Below are 13,664 nucleotides of genomic sequence, written 5' to 3' on the forward strand. Positions count from 1 at the left end.
GGCGGCAGTCCTTCTCAGCGCTTCTGGAACAGGTAGTGGCCCACCCACCAGCGCTGGCCTTCGTCCCAGCCGAAGAGCTCCTCGACCGACAGGAAGAACAGGCGCCAGCGCATCCACCAGCGGTCGGCCTCGTTGGCGCCGTAGGCGGCCGCGATGACGGGCAGCAGTTCGGGCCGGTGGGCGTCCATGTTGTCCAGCCAGGCGCGGGCGGTGCGGGCGTAGTGCCGGCCGTCCCAGCGCCAGCGGTCCACCAGCCGAAGGTCGTCCTGGCACTGCATCGCCAGGTCGTCGCTGGGCATCATGCCGCCGGCGAAGAAGTAGCGCGTCATCCAGTCGCTGGCGTCGCGCTCGACGAAGGGGTAGGGCGCCTCCTTGTGCACGAACACATGCATGAAGAAGCGGCCCTCGGGCGACAGCCAGTTGGCCACGCGGGCGAAGGCGGCCGGCCAGTTGCGCAGGTGCTCGAACATCTCCACCGACACGATGCGGTCGAAGCGCTCGTCGGTGTCGAAGGCGTTGACGTCGCAGGTGATGACCTTGAGGTTGCACAGATGCCGCCGCGCGGCCTGGCCCTCGATGTAGGCCCGCTGCGAGTGCGAATTGGAGACCACCGTGATCGGGCTGGCGGGGTAGCGCGCCGCCATCCACAGCGACAGCGAGCCCCATCCGCAGCCCAGCTCCAGGATGCGCTGGCCGTTGACCAGTCCGGCGCGCTCGCAGGTGGTGGTCAGGGCGGCGGCTTCGGCGGCGTCCAGGTCCTCGATGCCCGGGCCCCATTCGCAGCAGCTGTACTTGCGGTGGGCGCCCAGCACGCCGCCGAAGAAATCGGCCGGCACTTCGTAGTGCTGCTCGTTGGCCTTCTCGGGCAGCGGCGCGAGCGGGGCGGTGCGCATGCTGGCAAGGAAGTCGCGGGTCTGCCGGGCCACGGCCTCGGCGTCGCCGCACTGCAGCTCCTCGATGCGCTCGCGCAGCAGGCGGCGGATGCCGAGGCGGATCACGCTGTCGGGCACATAGCCCTGTTCGACCCAGCGGATGGCGGTGGCGGTGTTGTCACGGGGCATGGCGGTGTTCGTGTCGCGGTGGGACGAAAGCGGGTGTGTCCGTCTGTACGCAGGCTGCGGGCTTTTGGATTTGCGGAGGGTGGGCGCCGGGGCGGCTGTGGACAATGGTCCGGATGCTCCTGCGCCTCTCGAACCGCCATGCCCCCCGCGTCTGCGCGCTGGTGGGTGCCCTTCTCCTGGCCGGCTGCGCGTCGGCGCCCTCGACCGTGCCGGTACCCACGACGCCGGGCCTGCCCCGGGCGCCCGGTGTGGGCGCGGCGACGACGCCGGCCGCCGTGGCCCCGCCCGCGCCGGGCCGTGCCGCATCTGCCCAGGCCGATGACCGAGGTCCGGCATTTGCGGCGTGGTTGTCGCAGTTCCGCCAACAGGCGCTGGCAGCGGGCATCCAGGAGTCCACGCTCCGTGCCGCGCTCGACGGTGCGCACTACCTGCCGGCCGTGGTCGAGCGCGACCGCAGCCAGCCCGAATTCACCCGCAGCGTGTGGGACTACCTGGACAGTGCCGTCTCTCCCCAGCGCGTGACGCGCGGCCAGGCCAAGCGGCAGGAAGCGGCGGCCGCCGCCGATGCCGCCGCAGCCCGCTACGGCGTGCCGGCGGAGGTGCTGGTGGCCGTCTGGGGCATGGAAAGCAACTTCGGCAGCAATTACGGCGACATCGCCACCATCGACGCGCTGGCCACGCTGGGCTTCGACGGCCGGCGTGCCGACTGGGCGCGCCAGCAGCTGATCGCCGCCCTGCGCATCGTGCAGAACGGCGACATCGACGCCGCCCACATGATCGGCTCCTGGGCCGGCGCCATGGGGCAGACCCAGTTCCTGCCGACCAACTTCCTGGCCTATGCGGTCGATGCCGACGGCGATGGCCGGCGCGACATCTGGGGCAGCATGGCCGACGTGATGGCCTCCACCGGCAACTTCCTGATGCGCGAAGGCTGGCAGCGCGGCCAGACCTGGGGCGCGGAGGTGCGACTGCCGGCCGGCTTCGACCTGGCGCGGGCCGATCCATCGGTGCGGCAGTCCTCCGCGCAATGGACGGCCGAGGGCGTGAGCGCCGCGACGGGCGGTCCGCTGCCCGAGCTGGGCGACGCGTATGTGCTGCTGCCGGCCGGCGCGCGGGGGCCGGCCTTCCTGGTCGGGCCCAACTTCCGGGCACTGCTTCGCTACAACAACGCGACCAGCTACGCCCTGGGCGTGGGCCTGCTGGCCCAGCGCATCGCGGGCGGGCCGGGCGTGATCGCCGAATGGCCGCGCGACCTGCAGCCCCTGGGCCGCAGCGACATGCTGGCGCTGCAGCAGGCGCTGGCCGCCCGCGGCTTCGACCCCGGCACGCCGGACGGCCTGCTCGGCCCGGCCACCCGCGGCGCCATCCGCGCCTGGCAGCGCAGCAGCGGCCAGCCGGCCGACGGCTATCCCACCCAGCAGATGCTGCAGCAACTGCGCGGGCACTGAACCTGCATGCCCCCTTGCCGATGAAGGACCTGAGCCCCGAAGACCGCGCCCTCATTGCCCAGTGCGAGCAGGCCTCGCTGGACCTGCTGGTGCGCAACCTGTCGCCGCACGGCATCCTGGCGGCCAGCCGCACCGAGGCGGCGGTGGCGCGGCGCTACACCCGCATCTTTGGCCGCGATGCGGCCATCTGCATCATGGCCATGGCCGGCAGCGGCGTGCCGGCGCTGGAGGAAGGCGCCGTCGCCAGCGTGCAGGCCCTGGCGGACCAACAGGCCGCCAACGGTCAGATCCCGAAGTACGTGGACCCCGAAGGCCAGGACGCCGACTTCTGGTACCTGGGCTGCATCGACGCGACGCTGTGGTGGCTGATCGCCATCGACCATCTGCGCGGCCTGGGCCGCGTGCCGGGCGGCCGGTGGGCGGCCGGCGAGGCGCTGGCCATCCAGTGGCTGCTGGCGCAGGAGCACCAGCACTTCCGGCTGCTGCAGCAGAACGAGGCCAGCGACTGGGCGGACATCATGCCGCGCTCGGGCTTCGTGCTCTACACCAATGCGCTGTGGTACGAGGTCAAGCGCCGCTTCGGCCTGGCGAACGCGGACGAGACGAAGCACCACTTCAACCACCTCTTCAACCCCTTCCAGCAGGACCTGCCCGAGTACCACCGTGCCCGCCTGCTGCGCCACTATGCGCGGCGCGGCCGGCGCGACCCGGGCATGTACCTGAGCTTCGTCAACTTGTCGGTGGTGGGCGACGAGGGCGATGTGTTCGGCAATGTGCTGGCGATCCAGAGCGGCCTGGCCGATGCGGACATGGCGTCCAGCATCGTGCAGCGCATCGGCGAGGCGGCGGCGAGCGAGCCCTGGCCGGTGCGGGTGGTGCTGCATCCGCTGTCGCAGCAGCATCCGCTGTGGCGGCCCTACATGGGGCGCCACCAGCAGAACTACCTGCACCAGTACCACAACGGCGGCATCTGGCCCTTCGTCGGCGGCTTCTGGGTCATGGTGCTGGCGCAGCTCGGTCTGCACGACCAGGCGAGCGCCGAGCTGGTGAAGCTGGCCCGCGCCAACGCGCACGACGACTGGCGCTTCACCGAGTGGTTCCACGGCAAGACGCTGGCGCCCATGGGCATGGCGGGCCAGAGCTGGAATGCAGCGGCGTTCCTTATGGCATCGAAGGCGTTGAGGGAATCGACGCTGTCTCCAGGCCGGGCGGGCTGACCGCGCCGCGCGACGCCATCACGCCGCACACGGGCGGCGGTGGTTCAGCGGGTTGCGGCGCCGCAGTCGGCGCAGACGCCGTACAGCGTCAGCTCGTGCGCCTCGACCGCGAAGCCCGCGGGCGCCAGTCCCGACAGGTCCCCGGGACAGGCGTGGATGTCGAACACCCGGTCGCAGCGCCGGCACTGGAAGTGGTGGTGGTGCGCATGCCGCGCCGATTCGTAGCGGGCCACCGCGCCGGGCAGTTCGACGGTGCGGATGGCGCCGCTTTCCAGCAGCAGCTTGAGGTTGCGGTAGATGGTGGCCATGCCCAGCGCCGGCACCTCCTGCTGGGCCACGGCCAGGATCTCGGCCGGCAGCAGCGGCCGTAGCGACTCGTCGATCACCCGCCGGATGGCGGCCCGCTGGCGGGTGCCGCGCGTGCCGATGGCGCCGTCCGGCACCATGCCTTCGTCGGACGCCGGGGCGTCGTCCTCGTGGTCATGCGAATGGCGATGGGCGGCGCTCATGGCGGGCAGTCTATCGAGTCGGTCGGCCGGCCCGGCGCAGGACGGCACCGCCTTCACCGCGCCTTGGGGGTCAGTGCCGTCGCGATGGCGTCGGCATTGAAGCGGAACAGCTGCAGGTAGCTGGCGGCCTCGGTGCCCGGCGCAGACAGGGCGTCCGAGTACAGCTTGCCGCCGACCGCCACGCCCGATTCGCGGGCGATGCGCTCCACCAGGCGCGGGCTGGAGATGTTCTCCATGAACACGGCGCTCACCTGGCCCTTGCGGATCTGCCGGATCAGCTGGGCCACGCCGGCGGCCGAAGGCTCGGCATCGGTGTTGATGCCTTGCGGCGAAAGCAGCGTCACGCCATAGGCCGCGCCGAAGTAGCCGAAAGCGTCGTGCGACGTGAGGATGCGGCGGCGCTGGGCCGGGATGGCGGCGAAGCGCGCACGGACCTCGCGGTCCAGCGCCTGGAGCTTGGCGGTGTAGGCGGCCGCCCGTTCGCCAATGGCGGCGGCATGGGCCGGCCGCAACTGGGCCAAGGCGTCGCGGATGTTGGCGACATAACGCACGGCATTGCGCAGGTCCTGCCAGGCATGCGGATCGGTGCCTTCGCCGTGGCCATGGTCGTGGCCGTGTTCGGCCTCGTCGTCGTCGGCCTTGCGCGGCGTGACGCCGGCGCTGGCCACCACCACGCTCCCGCGGTAGCCGGAGGTCTTCACCAGCCGGTCGATCCAGCCTTCGAAGCCCAATCCGTTGACCACCACCAGGTCGGCGGCGGCCAGGGCGCGCGCGTCGGCGGGCGTGGGCTGGAACACATGCGCGTCGGCATCGGGGCCGACCAGCGCCTGCACCTGCACATCGGGGCCGCCCACCTCGCGCACCAGGTCGGCCAGGATCGAGAAGCTGGCGACGACCTGGAGGGGCTTGTCCTGGGCATGGGCCGCACTGCCCGCCACGGCGGCCATGGCGAGCAGGCAGGTCAGGAAGGGGCGGCGGGAGATCAGCAGGGACGGCATGGTGCGGGAAGAAGCGAGGGGGAATTGAACGTGCACGAGGCGCCCGGTTTGCGCGTCGCCAAGGTCGACGCGCTGTTCTGCCCTGCGACGGGCTGAGGGCGGACGGTTGGGGTCGTCGTGCTGGATCGCATGGCTACTGCGCCACGGCGCGTGCTCATGCCAGCCGGTGCGGGCGCCGCAGCCGCTGCCAAAGCACGCCTTCGCGGCTGCCCACGAACAGCGACAGCAGGTAGATGGCGCCGGCCACCAGCACGATGGCCGGCCCGGACGGCCACTGCGCGTGGTACGACAGCAGCAGCCCCGCAAAGCCGGAGAAGGCGGCGATCAGCGCCGCCACCGCGATCAGCCCGCCGACCTGGCCCACCCAGAAGCGGGCGGCGGTGGCGGGCAGCATCATCAGCCCGACCGCCATCAATGTGCCCATGGCCTGGAAGCCCGCCACCAGGTTGGCCACCGTGAGCACCAGGAAGGCCAGGTGCACCCAGCGCCCCGGCCCGCCCACGCTGCGCAGGAAGCCCGGGTCCACGCATTCGGCGATCAGCGGCCGCCAGAGCAGGGCCAGCACGGCCAGCGTGACGCCGGTCGTGCCGCAGATCAGCAGCAGCGCGCCGTCGTCCACCGCGAGGATGGTGCCGAAGAGCAGGTGCATCAGGTCGACGCTGGTGCCGCGCAGCGACACCAGCATCACGCCCAGCGCCAGGGCGATCAGGTAGAAGGCGGCGAAGCTGGCGTCCTCGCGCTGCGCCGTGGCCCGCGCCACCACGCCGGCACCCAGCGCCACGCCGATGGCGGCCAGGAAGCTGCCGATGCTCATTGCCGCGAGCGACGGACCGGCGATCAGGAAGCCCAGGGCCGCGCCGGGCAGCAGCGCGTGGCCGGTGGCGTCGCCCATCAGGCTCATGCGGCGCAGCACCAGCAGCGTGCCCATGGGCGCGCTGCCCAGGGCCAGCGCCAGGGCGCCGACCAGGGCCCGGCGCATGAAGCCGAAATCGACGAAGGGCTGGATCAGCAGCTCATGCAGCGTCATGGCGCGGCGCTCCCGACCCGATGCAGCGCCGGCGGGCCTTCGCACACCTGCGCCTGTTCGTCCCAGGCCTGGGCCATGTGCCGCGCCGAGGCCAGGTGCGCGGGCTGCAGCACCTCGGCCACGGGCCCCCAGGCCACGCAGCGCCGGGCCAGCAGCAGCGCCTCGTCGAAATGCGCCCGGACCTGGGCCATGTCGTGCAGCACGGCGATGACCGTGCGGCCCTCGGCCCGCCAGCCCTGGACCACGGCGAGCAGGTCGTCGGTGGTTCGGGCGTCCACGGCGTTGAAGGGTTCGTCCAGCAGGATGACTGGCGCGTCCTGCAGCAGCGTGCGGGCGAAGAGTACGCGCTGGAACTGGCCTGCCGAAAGCTCGCCGATGTTGCGCCGCTCGAAGCCGCCCAGGCCGACGGTCTGGAGCGCTGCGACGATGGCCTCCCGGTGGGTGGCGCGCAGCCGGCCGAAGCTGCCGATCTGCCGCCACAGTCCCATGGCCACCAGGTCGAAGACCTGCAGCGGAAAGGCGCGGTCGATCACGGCCTGCTGCGGCAGCCACGCGATGCGGCCGGCGCAGTGCGCGGCCAGCTCGACCCGGCCGGTGCTCGGCCGCAACCGGCCCATGATGGCGTTGAGCAGGGTGGTCTTGCCGGCGCCGTTGGGGCCGACGATGGCGGTGAGGGCGCCGGCCGTGAAATCGCCCGACACATGGTGCACCGCCGGATGGCCCCGGTACGCCACCGTCAGGTCCTGAAGGCGGATGGGACAGGTCTGGGCTGCCTGAACGGGCGACGCCGCGGTTTGCGTGCTCGACGCGGGGGAAGGGCGGAGCGCGCTCATTCCAGCATCGCCCACCAGGCCGCCAGCCCCAGCGCCGCCATGAGGAGCGCGGCCAGCGCCAGACGCACGCCTGCGCTGAGGCTCAGCAGGCTGGTGGGCGAAGGGGCCCGGGTTGAGATGGCGTCACGAAGCGGGGAGAACACGATAACGATTGTACGTTATCAATAGTGGGCGGCGCTCGGCTGATCGAACGGCGCTTTTTGGATTCCCGTAAAAAGGCCCGCGCAGTGCGCGGGCCGGTTCAACGATCGGCAGCGACAAGGACTGCCGCTGCAGGGGCTCAGCTTGGCGAATAGTCGAGCGTCACCACATCCCAGATGGCACCGCTCTTCTTTTGGCGGAGCAGTTGGCCGCGATAAGGCCCTTCGGCAGCGACCCAAGTGTCCTGGGTCGTCTGCAGGGATGCGCCGGACTGGGTCGTGGTCAACTGGTACGTGAACTTGCAGCTGTCGAACGTGCCCAGGGGTGTGCTGATGCGCTCGCGGCCCTGGTAGGTCAGGTCGAACCTTCCCTCGTCCGTGGAAGTGGAGGCCGGAGCGGACAGCATGCCTGTGGTGAGGCGGGTGGTCGTCCGGATCGTGCGCTGGCTGGCCACGTCGCCCGGTTGCATGTTGGCTGGGTAGGCCAGGGGTGGGTCGAAGGTGCGTTGGGTCGTTGCGGTCGTCGTGCCGCCAACAGCCCCAGACGTCGCATTGGAGAACACGGTGTCCGCGACGGACTTGTCCCCGTAGATAAGAACCTTGCCGCCGGCCAGTTCGCGGTACTCCTTGCGCACATCCGTCGTCGTCAGCGTGATGCTCGTGTTGGGGTCTGCCCCGCTCATGGTGCTCTGGCGGACATCGGCGGCCAATACGAAGCCTACCGGATTGGCATTGGCGAAGCTTTCGCGCGGCCCCGTCACGCTGCGTCGCTGGAATCCCGCTGTGCTGCCCGGTGCGTCGGCGATCGCAGCCTTGAACGAGACGGTCGTGCCTTCCCGGTAGTCCGCTTCGTTGGTGCAGGGCCCGGAGCCCTGATCCGCTGCAGGCGGGTCTGGGGGTGCTGGTGCGGGCGCGGGTGCGTTGGCCAGTGGCGCGAAGGTTGGGGAATCGTTTCCCCCTCCGCAGGCGGCTATGGTGGCCGCGATGGCGGCCAGGACGAGCGTGCTTGCGCGCACGCCGTGGTGCTTCTTGTCGAACATGATTCCTCCCTTATGACAAATCGGCTGCGCCGTGGGCTGCAGCCGCGGCCGATGGTAGGCAGGTCCGTTGGCCGCGCAGCCCGGCCTTGCCAGAAATACCGGCCCTCTATGGCAAACTGCCGCCCTTTTTCCCTGGGTAGAACCAAGCAAGCATGCAGAAGATCATTCGCCAGATCGCCGCCGAGCTGAAGGTGGGCGAGCACCAGGTCCAGGCCGCGACCGACCTGCTGGATGGCGGCGCCACGGTGCCGTTCATCGCCCGCTACCGCAAGGAGGCCACCGGCGGCCTGGACGATGCGCAACTGCGCGAACTGGAAGTGCGCCTCACCTACCTGCGTGAGCTGGAGGAGCGCCGCGGCGCGGTGCTCAAGGCCATCGACGAGCAGGGCAAGCTGACCGACGCCCTGCGCCTGGCCATCGCTGGCGCGCCGACCAAGCAGGAGCTGGAGGACATCTACCTGCCCTTCAAGCAGAAGCGTCGCACCAAGGGCCAGATCGCCCGGGAATTCGGCCTCGAGCCGCTGGCCGACAAGCTGCTGGCCGACCCCACGCTGGACCCGGTGGCCGAGGCCCAGGCCTTCCTCAAGCCGCCGACCACGCTGGACGACGGCAAGCCGGGCCCCGATTTCTCGACCACCATGGCGGTGCTCGACGGCGTGCGCGACATCCTCTCCGAGCGCTGGGCCGAAGACCCGGCGCTGGTGCAGTCGCTGCGTGAATGGCTGTGGGCCGAGGGCCTGCTCAAGTCCTCGCTGGTGTCGGGCAAGAACGAGAACGACCCCGAGGTCGCCAAGTTCCGCGACTACTTCGCGTACGACGAGCCCATCGGCCGCGTGCCCTCGCACCGGGCGCTGGCCGTGTTCCGTGGCCGGCAGCTGGAGATCCTGGACGCCAAGCTGGTGTTGCCCGTCGAGCCCGAGCCGGGAAAGCCCAGCATCGCCGAAGGCCGCATCGCCCTGCACCTGGGCTGGAGCCACCAGGGCCGCAAGGCCGACGACCTGATCCGCAAGTGCGTGGCCTGGACCTGGCGCGTCAAGCTCAGCCTGTCGAGCGAGCGCGACCTGTTCTCGCGCCTGCGCGAAGAGGCCGAGAAGGTCGCCATCAAGGTCTTCGCCGACAACCTGCGCGACCTGCTGCTGGCCGCGCCGGCCGGCCCGCGCGTGGTGATGGGACTGGACCCGGGCATCCGCACCGGCGTGAAGGTGGCGGTGGTCGACGCCACCGGCAAGCTGGTGGACACGGCCACCGTGTTCCCGCACGAGCCGCGCAAGGACTGGGAAGGCTCGCTGCACACCCTGGGCAAGCTGTGCGCCAAACATGGCGTCAACCTGATCGCCATCGGCAACGGCACGGCGAGCCGGGAGACGGACAAGCTGGCGGCCGACCTGATCAAGCTGCTGGGCAAGATGCAGGCGCAGGTGGCTCAGCCTTCTCCGGCCGTTCGGGCTGAGCCCGCCACCGTTCGGGCTGAGCCTGTCGAAGCCGGGGCCGGCACTTCGACAAGCTCAGTGCGAACGGTTGGGGTTGAGATCCAGAAGGTCGTCGTCAGCGAGGCCGGCGCCTCGGTCTACAGCGCCAGCGAATACGCCAGCCAGGAAATGCCCGACGTGGACGTGAGCCTGCGCGGCGCCGCCAGCATCGCCCGCCGGCTGCAGGACCCGCTGGCCGAGCTGGTCAAGATCGATCCCAAGAGCATCGGCGTGGGCCAGTACCAGCACGACGTCAACCAGAGCGAGCTGGCGCGCACCCTGAGCGCCGTGGTCGAGGACTGCGTGAACGGCGTGGGTGTGGACCTGAACACTGCCAGCGTGCCGCTGCTCAGCCGCGTCTCGGGCCTGACGCCCAGCGTGGCCAAGGCGGTGGTGCGCTGGCGCGAGGCCAACGGTGCCTTCTCCACGCGCCGCCAGTTGCTGGAGGTGAGCGGCTTCGGCCCCAAGGCCTTCGAGCAGAGCGCGGGCTTCCTGCGCATCCGCGGCGGCGCCGATCCGCTGGACATGACCGGCGTGCACCCCGAGACCTATCCGCTGGTGCAGAAGATCATGGAAAAGACCGGCAAGCCGGTGGCCGAGCTGATGGGCCGCGCCGACATGCTCAAGACGCTGCGGCCGGAGCTCTTCGCCAACGAAAAATTCGGCGTCATCACCGTCAAGGACATCCTGTCCGAGTTGGAGAAGCCCGGCCGCGACCCGCGTCCCGACTTCAAGGTGGCCCGCTTCAACGAGGGCGTCGAGGACATCGCCGACCTCAAGGAAGGCATGGTGCTCGAAGGCACGGTCAGCAATGTGGCCCAGTTCGGCGCCTTCGTGGACCTGGGCGTGCACCAGGACGGGCTGGTGCACGTGAGCCAGCTCTCTCACAAGTTCGTCAACGACGCGCGCGAGGTGGTCAAGACCGGCGACATCGTGCGCGTGAAGGTGATGGAGGTGGACGTGGTGCGCAAGCGCATCGGCCTGACCATGAAGCTGGATGCACCCACCGGCGGCCGTCGCGAGGGCGCGCGGGACGGTAACCGCTTCGAGCCCGCTGGCCGGGGGCAGGGGCCCCGGCGCGACTCGGCGCCACAGGCCGGCGGGCAGATGGCCGCGGCCTTTGCCAAGCTGCAGAGCCTCAAGCGCTGATCATTTTGGGAATCTTCTCGGAATACGGGCTTGAAGATTCCCAAGTGGCTGATTGAAAAAGGAATTTCTGAATAAAATCATTTCAGAAATCGTTTCATAACCATGCGGCCCGTTCAACTCAGCCCGGAAGCCTTGCGGCAGCAGCTGGCGCGCCAGCCGGCGCAGGCGGCGCCCGAGCTGGCGGCGGCGCTCGGCGTCAGCGTCCCGACCCTGCATCGGCAGATGGCCCGTCTGCCGGCGGGCGAGCTGATCAGCGCCGGGCGTGCCCGGCGCACGCGGCATGCCCTCGCGCGCCGGCTGCGGGGGGGGCCGTCGCAGTTGCCCGTGTTTGCTGTCGACCGGGAGGGCCGGCTGCACACCGTCGGCCCGCTCACGCTCACCCAGCCCGAGGGCAGCCACCTTCTGCTGGCGGACGCCGGCTGGCCCGTGCCGGAAGAAGCACGCGACGGCTGGTGGCCCGGCCTGCCGTACCCCCTTCACCAGATGCGGCCGCAGGGCTACATGGGCCGGCAGTTCGCGCGCCTGTCCCACCGCCGGCTGCAGGTGCCCGAGGATGTCGCCCGCTGGAGCGACGACGACGCGCTCTTCGTCATGAGCGTGGCCGGCAGTGATCTGAGCGGCAACCTGATCGTGGGCGAGGCCGCCTGCCAGCAATGGCTGGCCGAGCGGGCGCAGCCCCAGGCGCCCGTGGCCGAGGCGGAGTTGGTGGCGCATTACCTGCAACGCGCCGACGAGGCCGTGGCGGCCGGGGTGGCGGGCTCCAGTGCGGCGGGCGAGTTCCCCAAGTTCACGGCGGCGCGGGCGCTGGCGGGCGCGGCCACGCCGCATGTCATCGTCAAGTTCTCGGGCGCCGACGATTCCGCCACCGTGCGCCGCTGGGCCGACCTGCTGGTCTGCGAGCACCTGGCGCTCGAAGCGGCGGCCACGCTGCCGGGCCTGCGGGCCGCACGCAGCCGCATCCTGGTGGGGGGCGGGCGCACCTTCCTGGAGGTCGAGCGCTTCGACCGGCACGCCGAGGCCGGCCGCAGCGCCCTATGCGCGCTCGATGTACTGGACGCCGCCTTCCTGGGCCGCGGCGGCAGCCAATGGCCTGCGTTGACGGCCGCGATGGACGGGCTGGGCCTGCTCGCCGAGGGCGTCGCGCCCGCGGTGCAGCGGCTCTGGTGGTTCGGCCGCCTCATCGCCAACAGCGACATGCACACCGGCAACCTGGCCTTCGCGCCGCACGAGGGTCGCCTGGCGCTCGCGCCGGCCTACGACATGCTGCCCATGCGCCTGGCGCCGCTGGCCGGCGGCGAGCTGCCGGTGCGCACCCCCGAATTCGCCCTGCCGCTGCCCGAGGAGCGGACCGCCTGGCACGAAGCCTGCACCGCAGCGCTCGGCTTCTGGGACGCCGCCGCGGCCGACCTGCGCATCAGCGATGGCTTCCGGGCGCTCTGCGGCCAGCATGCGCAGGCGCTGCGGTCGCTTGCCGAACGGGCCTGAATGGCCGGCATCCCCCACGGCGCTGCCTGAACCAGCCTGCTGAACGACGCTCCCACCAGGCTCCCGCACAACCCGCCGCCTTTCCCGATCCCATGAACGCCCTGCGCATCCACGCCGGCCCCGCGGCCCGCGCCCACATCGAGAAGCACGGCCTCGCGCCCGAGCACATCCGCGTGATCCCCGGCGCCGCCGGCGGGCCCAAGGGCCTGATCCTCGGCCCGCTGGACCGCTTCATCTTCGGCGAATGGCTACCGCAGTCGGGCCAGCCGGTGGACCTGGTCGGCGCCTCCATCGGCGCCTGGCGCCTCGCCACGGCCTGCCTCCACGACCCGGCCGAGGCCTTCGCCCGCTTCGAACGCGACTACATCGCCCAGCGTTTCGATCCGCCGGCGGGCGCGCGCCGCATGACGGCGCAGCAGGTCAGCGAGCGCTTCAATGCCGACCTGTGCGGCTTCTTCGGCCCGCGGGCCGCCGAGGTGCTGGCCCATCCGCGCTACCGGCTGCACGTCGTCACCGCGCGCGGCCGCCATCTGCTGGGCCGCGAGGGCGGCGCGCGCACGGTGGCCGGCTACCTGGGCGCCTTCGTGGCCAATGGCGTGCACCGGCGCGGACTGGGCGCCTGGCTGGAGCGCTGCGTGTTCTCGGCCGGCGGTGCCGAACTGCCCTTCGACACCCAGGACTTCCGCACCCGGCGGGTGGCACTGGACGCGGCCAACTTCCATCCCGCGCTGCAGGCCTCCTGCTCCATCCCCTTCGTGCTCAAGGCCGTGCACGACATCCCGGGCGCGCCGCCGGGCGCCTACTGGGACGGCGGCATCACCGACTATCACCTGCACCTGCGTTACCGGGCCGACGACGGCCTCGTGCTCTATCCGCATTTCCAGCAGGCGGTGGTGCCGGGCTGGCTGGACAAGGGCCTCAAGTGGCGGCATCGGTCCACGCCCGCGCTCGACCGCATGGTGCTGATCGCGCCCGATCCGGACTGGGTGCGCAGCCTGCCGCGCGGCAAGCTGCCCGACCGCACCGATTTCACCGACCCCCAGCTGGACCCGGCCGCGCGCATGCGTGCCTGGGGCACCGCCGTGGCCGAGGCGCGCCGGCTGGCCGATGAATGGGCGCAATGGCTGCACCGGCCCGATCCGGCGCGGCTCCTGCCGCTCTAGCCCCAGGCCGGTGGCGCCTGGCCTGCTTCTCGGCCACTCGATCCTTCCCGCCGCATAAGTTCATGCCGCGCGCGTGCCAGGCCGCGTCGTGGCGAACTACTGCGAAATTGAATCCTTTGGATTTA

At 71.0% G+C, this 13,664-nt stretch carries 12 protein-coding genes; 5 read left to right on the plus strand and 7 right to left on the minus strand.

Annotated elements, in window-relative coordinates:
* Nucleotides 1-14: 14 nt before the first annotated feature.
* A complete protein-coding gene (locus L0984_RS00210) occupies nucleotides 15-1,061 on the minus strand; it encodes an SAM-dependent methyltransferase (protein ID WP_234191791.1) in 1,047 nt (348 codons plus the stop codon).
* Nucleotides 1,062-1,174: 113 nt separating this feature from the next.
* On the opposite strand from L0984_RS00210, the gene L0984_RS00215 reads away from it, so the two are divergent.
* Nucleotides 1,175-2,509, plus strand: coding sequence for a lytic murein transglycosylase (locus L0984_RS00215; RefSeq protein ID WP_234191792.1), 1,335 nt, complete (start codon nucleotides 1,175-1,177; stop codon nucleotides 2,507-2,509).
* 20 nt (nucleotides 2,510-2,529) lie between these two features.
* Nucleotides 2,530-3,726: an amylo-alpha-1,6-glucosidase gene (locus L0984_RS00220; RefSeq protein WP_234191793.1), complete on the plus strand. Its 1,197-nt coding sequence runs from the start codon at nucleotides 2,530-2,532 to the stop codon at nucleotides 3,724-3,726.
* Between the two features lie 44 nt (nucleotides 3,727-3,770).
* On the opposite strand, the gene L0984_RS00225 is transcribed toward L0984_RS00220, so the two are convergent.
* The 6 genes from L0984_RS00225 to L0984_RS00250 all read right to left on the minus strand — a co-directional run bounded on the left by L0984_RS00225 (nucleotide 3,771) and on the right by L0984_RS00250 (nucleotide 8,273).
* Entirely contained in the window at nucleotides 3,771-4,172 is a 402-nt protein-coding gene (locus L0984_RS00225; RefSeq protein ID WP_234192738.1) for a Fur family transcriptional regulator, read from the minus strand.
* Nucleotides 4,173-4,288: 116 nt separating this feature from the next.
* A complete protein-coding gene (locus L0984_RS00230) occupies nucleotides 4,289-5,233 on the minus strand; it encodes a metal ABC transporter solute-binding protein, Zn/Mn family (protein WP_370645861.1) in 945 nt (314 codons plus the stop codon).
* A 154-nt stretch (nucleotides 5,234-5,387) separates the two neighbouring features.
* Nucleotides 5,388-6,260 carry a metal ABC transporter permease gene (locus L0984_RS00235; RefSeq protein WP_234191794.1) on the minus strand — a complete coding sequence of 291 codons (873 nt, stop codon included), beginning with the start codon at nucleotides 6,258-6,260 and terminating at the stop codon, nucleotides 5,388-5,390.
* Nucleotides 6,257-6,994 (minus strand): metal ABC transporter ATP-binding protein, encoded by a 738-nt coding sequence (locus L0984_RS00240; protein ID WP_234191795.1) that lies wholly within the window; start codon nucleotides 6,992-6,994, stop codon nucleotides 6,257-6,259. The genes L0984_RS00235 and L0984_RS00240 overlap by 4 nt, the downstream gene beginning before the upstream one ends.
* 95 nt (nucleotides 6,995-7,089) lie before the next feature.
* Nucleotides 7,090-7,236, minus strand: a complete 147-nt coding sequence (locus L0984_RS00245) for a hypothetical protein (RefSeq protein WP_234191796.1) — start codon at nucleotides 7,234-7,236, stop codon at nucleotides 7,090-7,092.
* Nucleotides 7,237-7,373: 137 nt separating this feature from the next.
* Nucleotides 7,374-8,273 (minus strand): hypothetical protein, encoded by a 900-nt coding sequence (locus L0984_RS00250; RefSeq protein WP_234191797.1) that lies wholly within the window; start codon nucleotides 8,271-8,273, stop codon nucleotides 7,374-7,376.
* Nucleotides 8,274-8,425: 152 nt separating this feature from the next.
* Here L0984_RS00250 and L0984_RS00255 point away from each other — a divergent pair, with 152 nt between their 5' ends.
* From L0984_RS00255 to L0984_RS00265, 3 genes are all read left to right on the plus strand, one after another.
* A complete protein-coding gene (locus L0984_RS00255) occupies nucleotides 8,426-10,891 on the plus strand; it encodes a Tex family protein (RefSeq protein WP_234191798.1) in 2,466 nt (821 codons plus the stop codon).
* 102 nt (nucleotides 10,892-10,993) lie between these two features.
* The gene (gene yjjJ, locus L0984_RS00260) at nucleotides 10,994-12,376 is read left to right on the plus strand and encodes a type II toxin-antitoxin system HipA family toxin YjjJ (protein WP_234191799.1); all 1,383 of its coding nucleotides are present in this window, start codon (nucleotides 10,994-10,996) and stop codon (nucleotides 12,374-12,376) included.
* A gap of 92 nt (nucleotides 12,377-12,468) precedes the next feature.
* Nucleotides 12,469-13,539 (plus strand): patatin-like phospholipase family protein, encoded by a 1,071-nt coding sequence (locus L0984_RS00265; protein WP_234191800.1) that lies wholly within the window; start codon nucleotides 12,469-12,471, stop codon nucleotides 13,537-13,539.
* Nucleotides 13,540-13,664: the final 125 nt, after the last annotated feature.

Origin of the sequence: Pseudacidovorax sp. NFM-22, assembly GCF_021401245.1 — a bacterium.
In the GTDB taxonomy this organism is placed as follows: Bacteria; Pseudomonadota; Gammaproteobacteria; order Burkholderiales; family Burkholderiaceae_C; genus Xenophilus.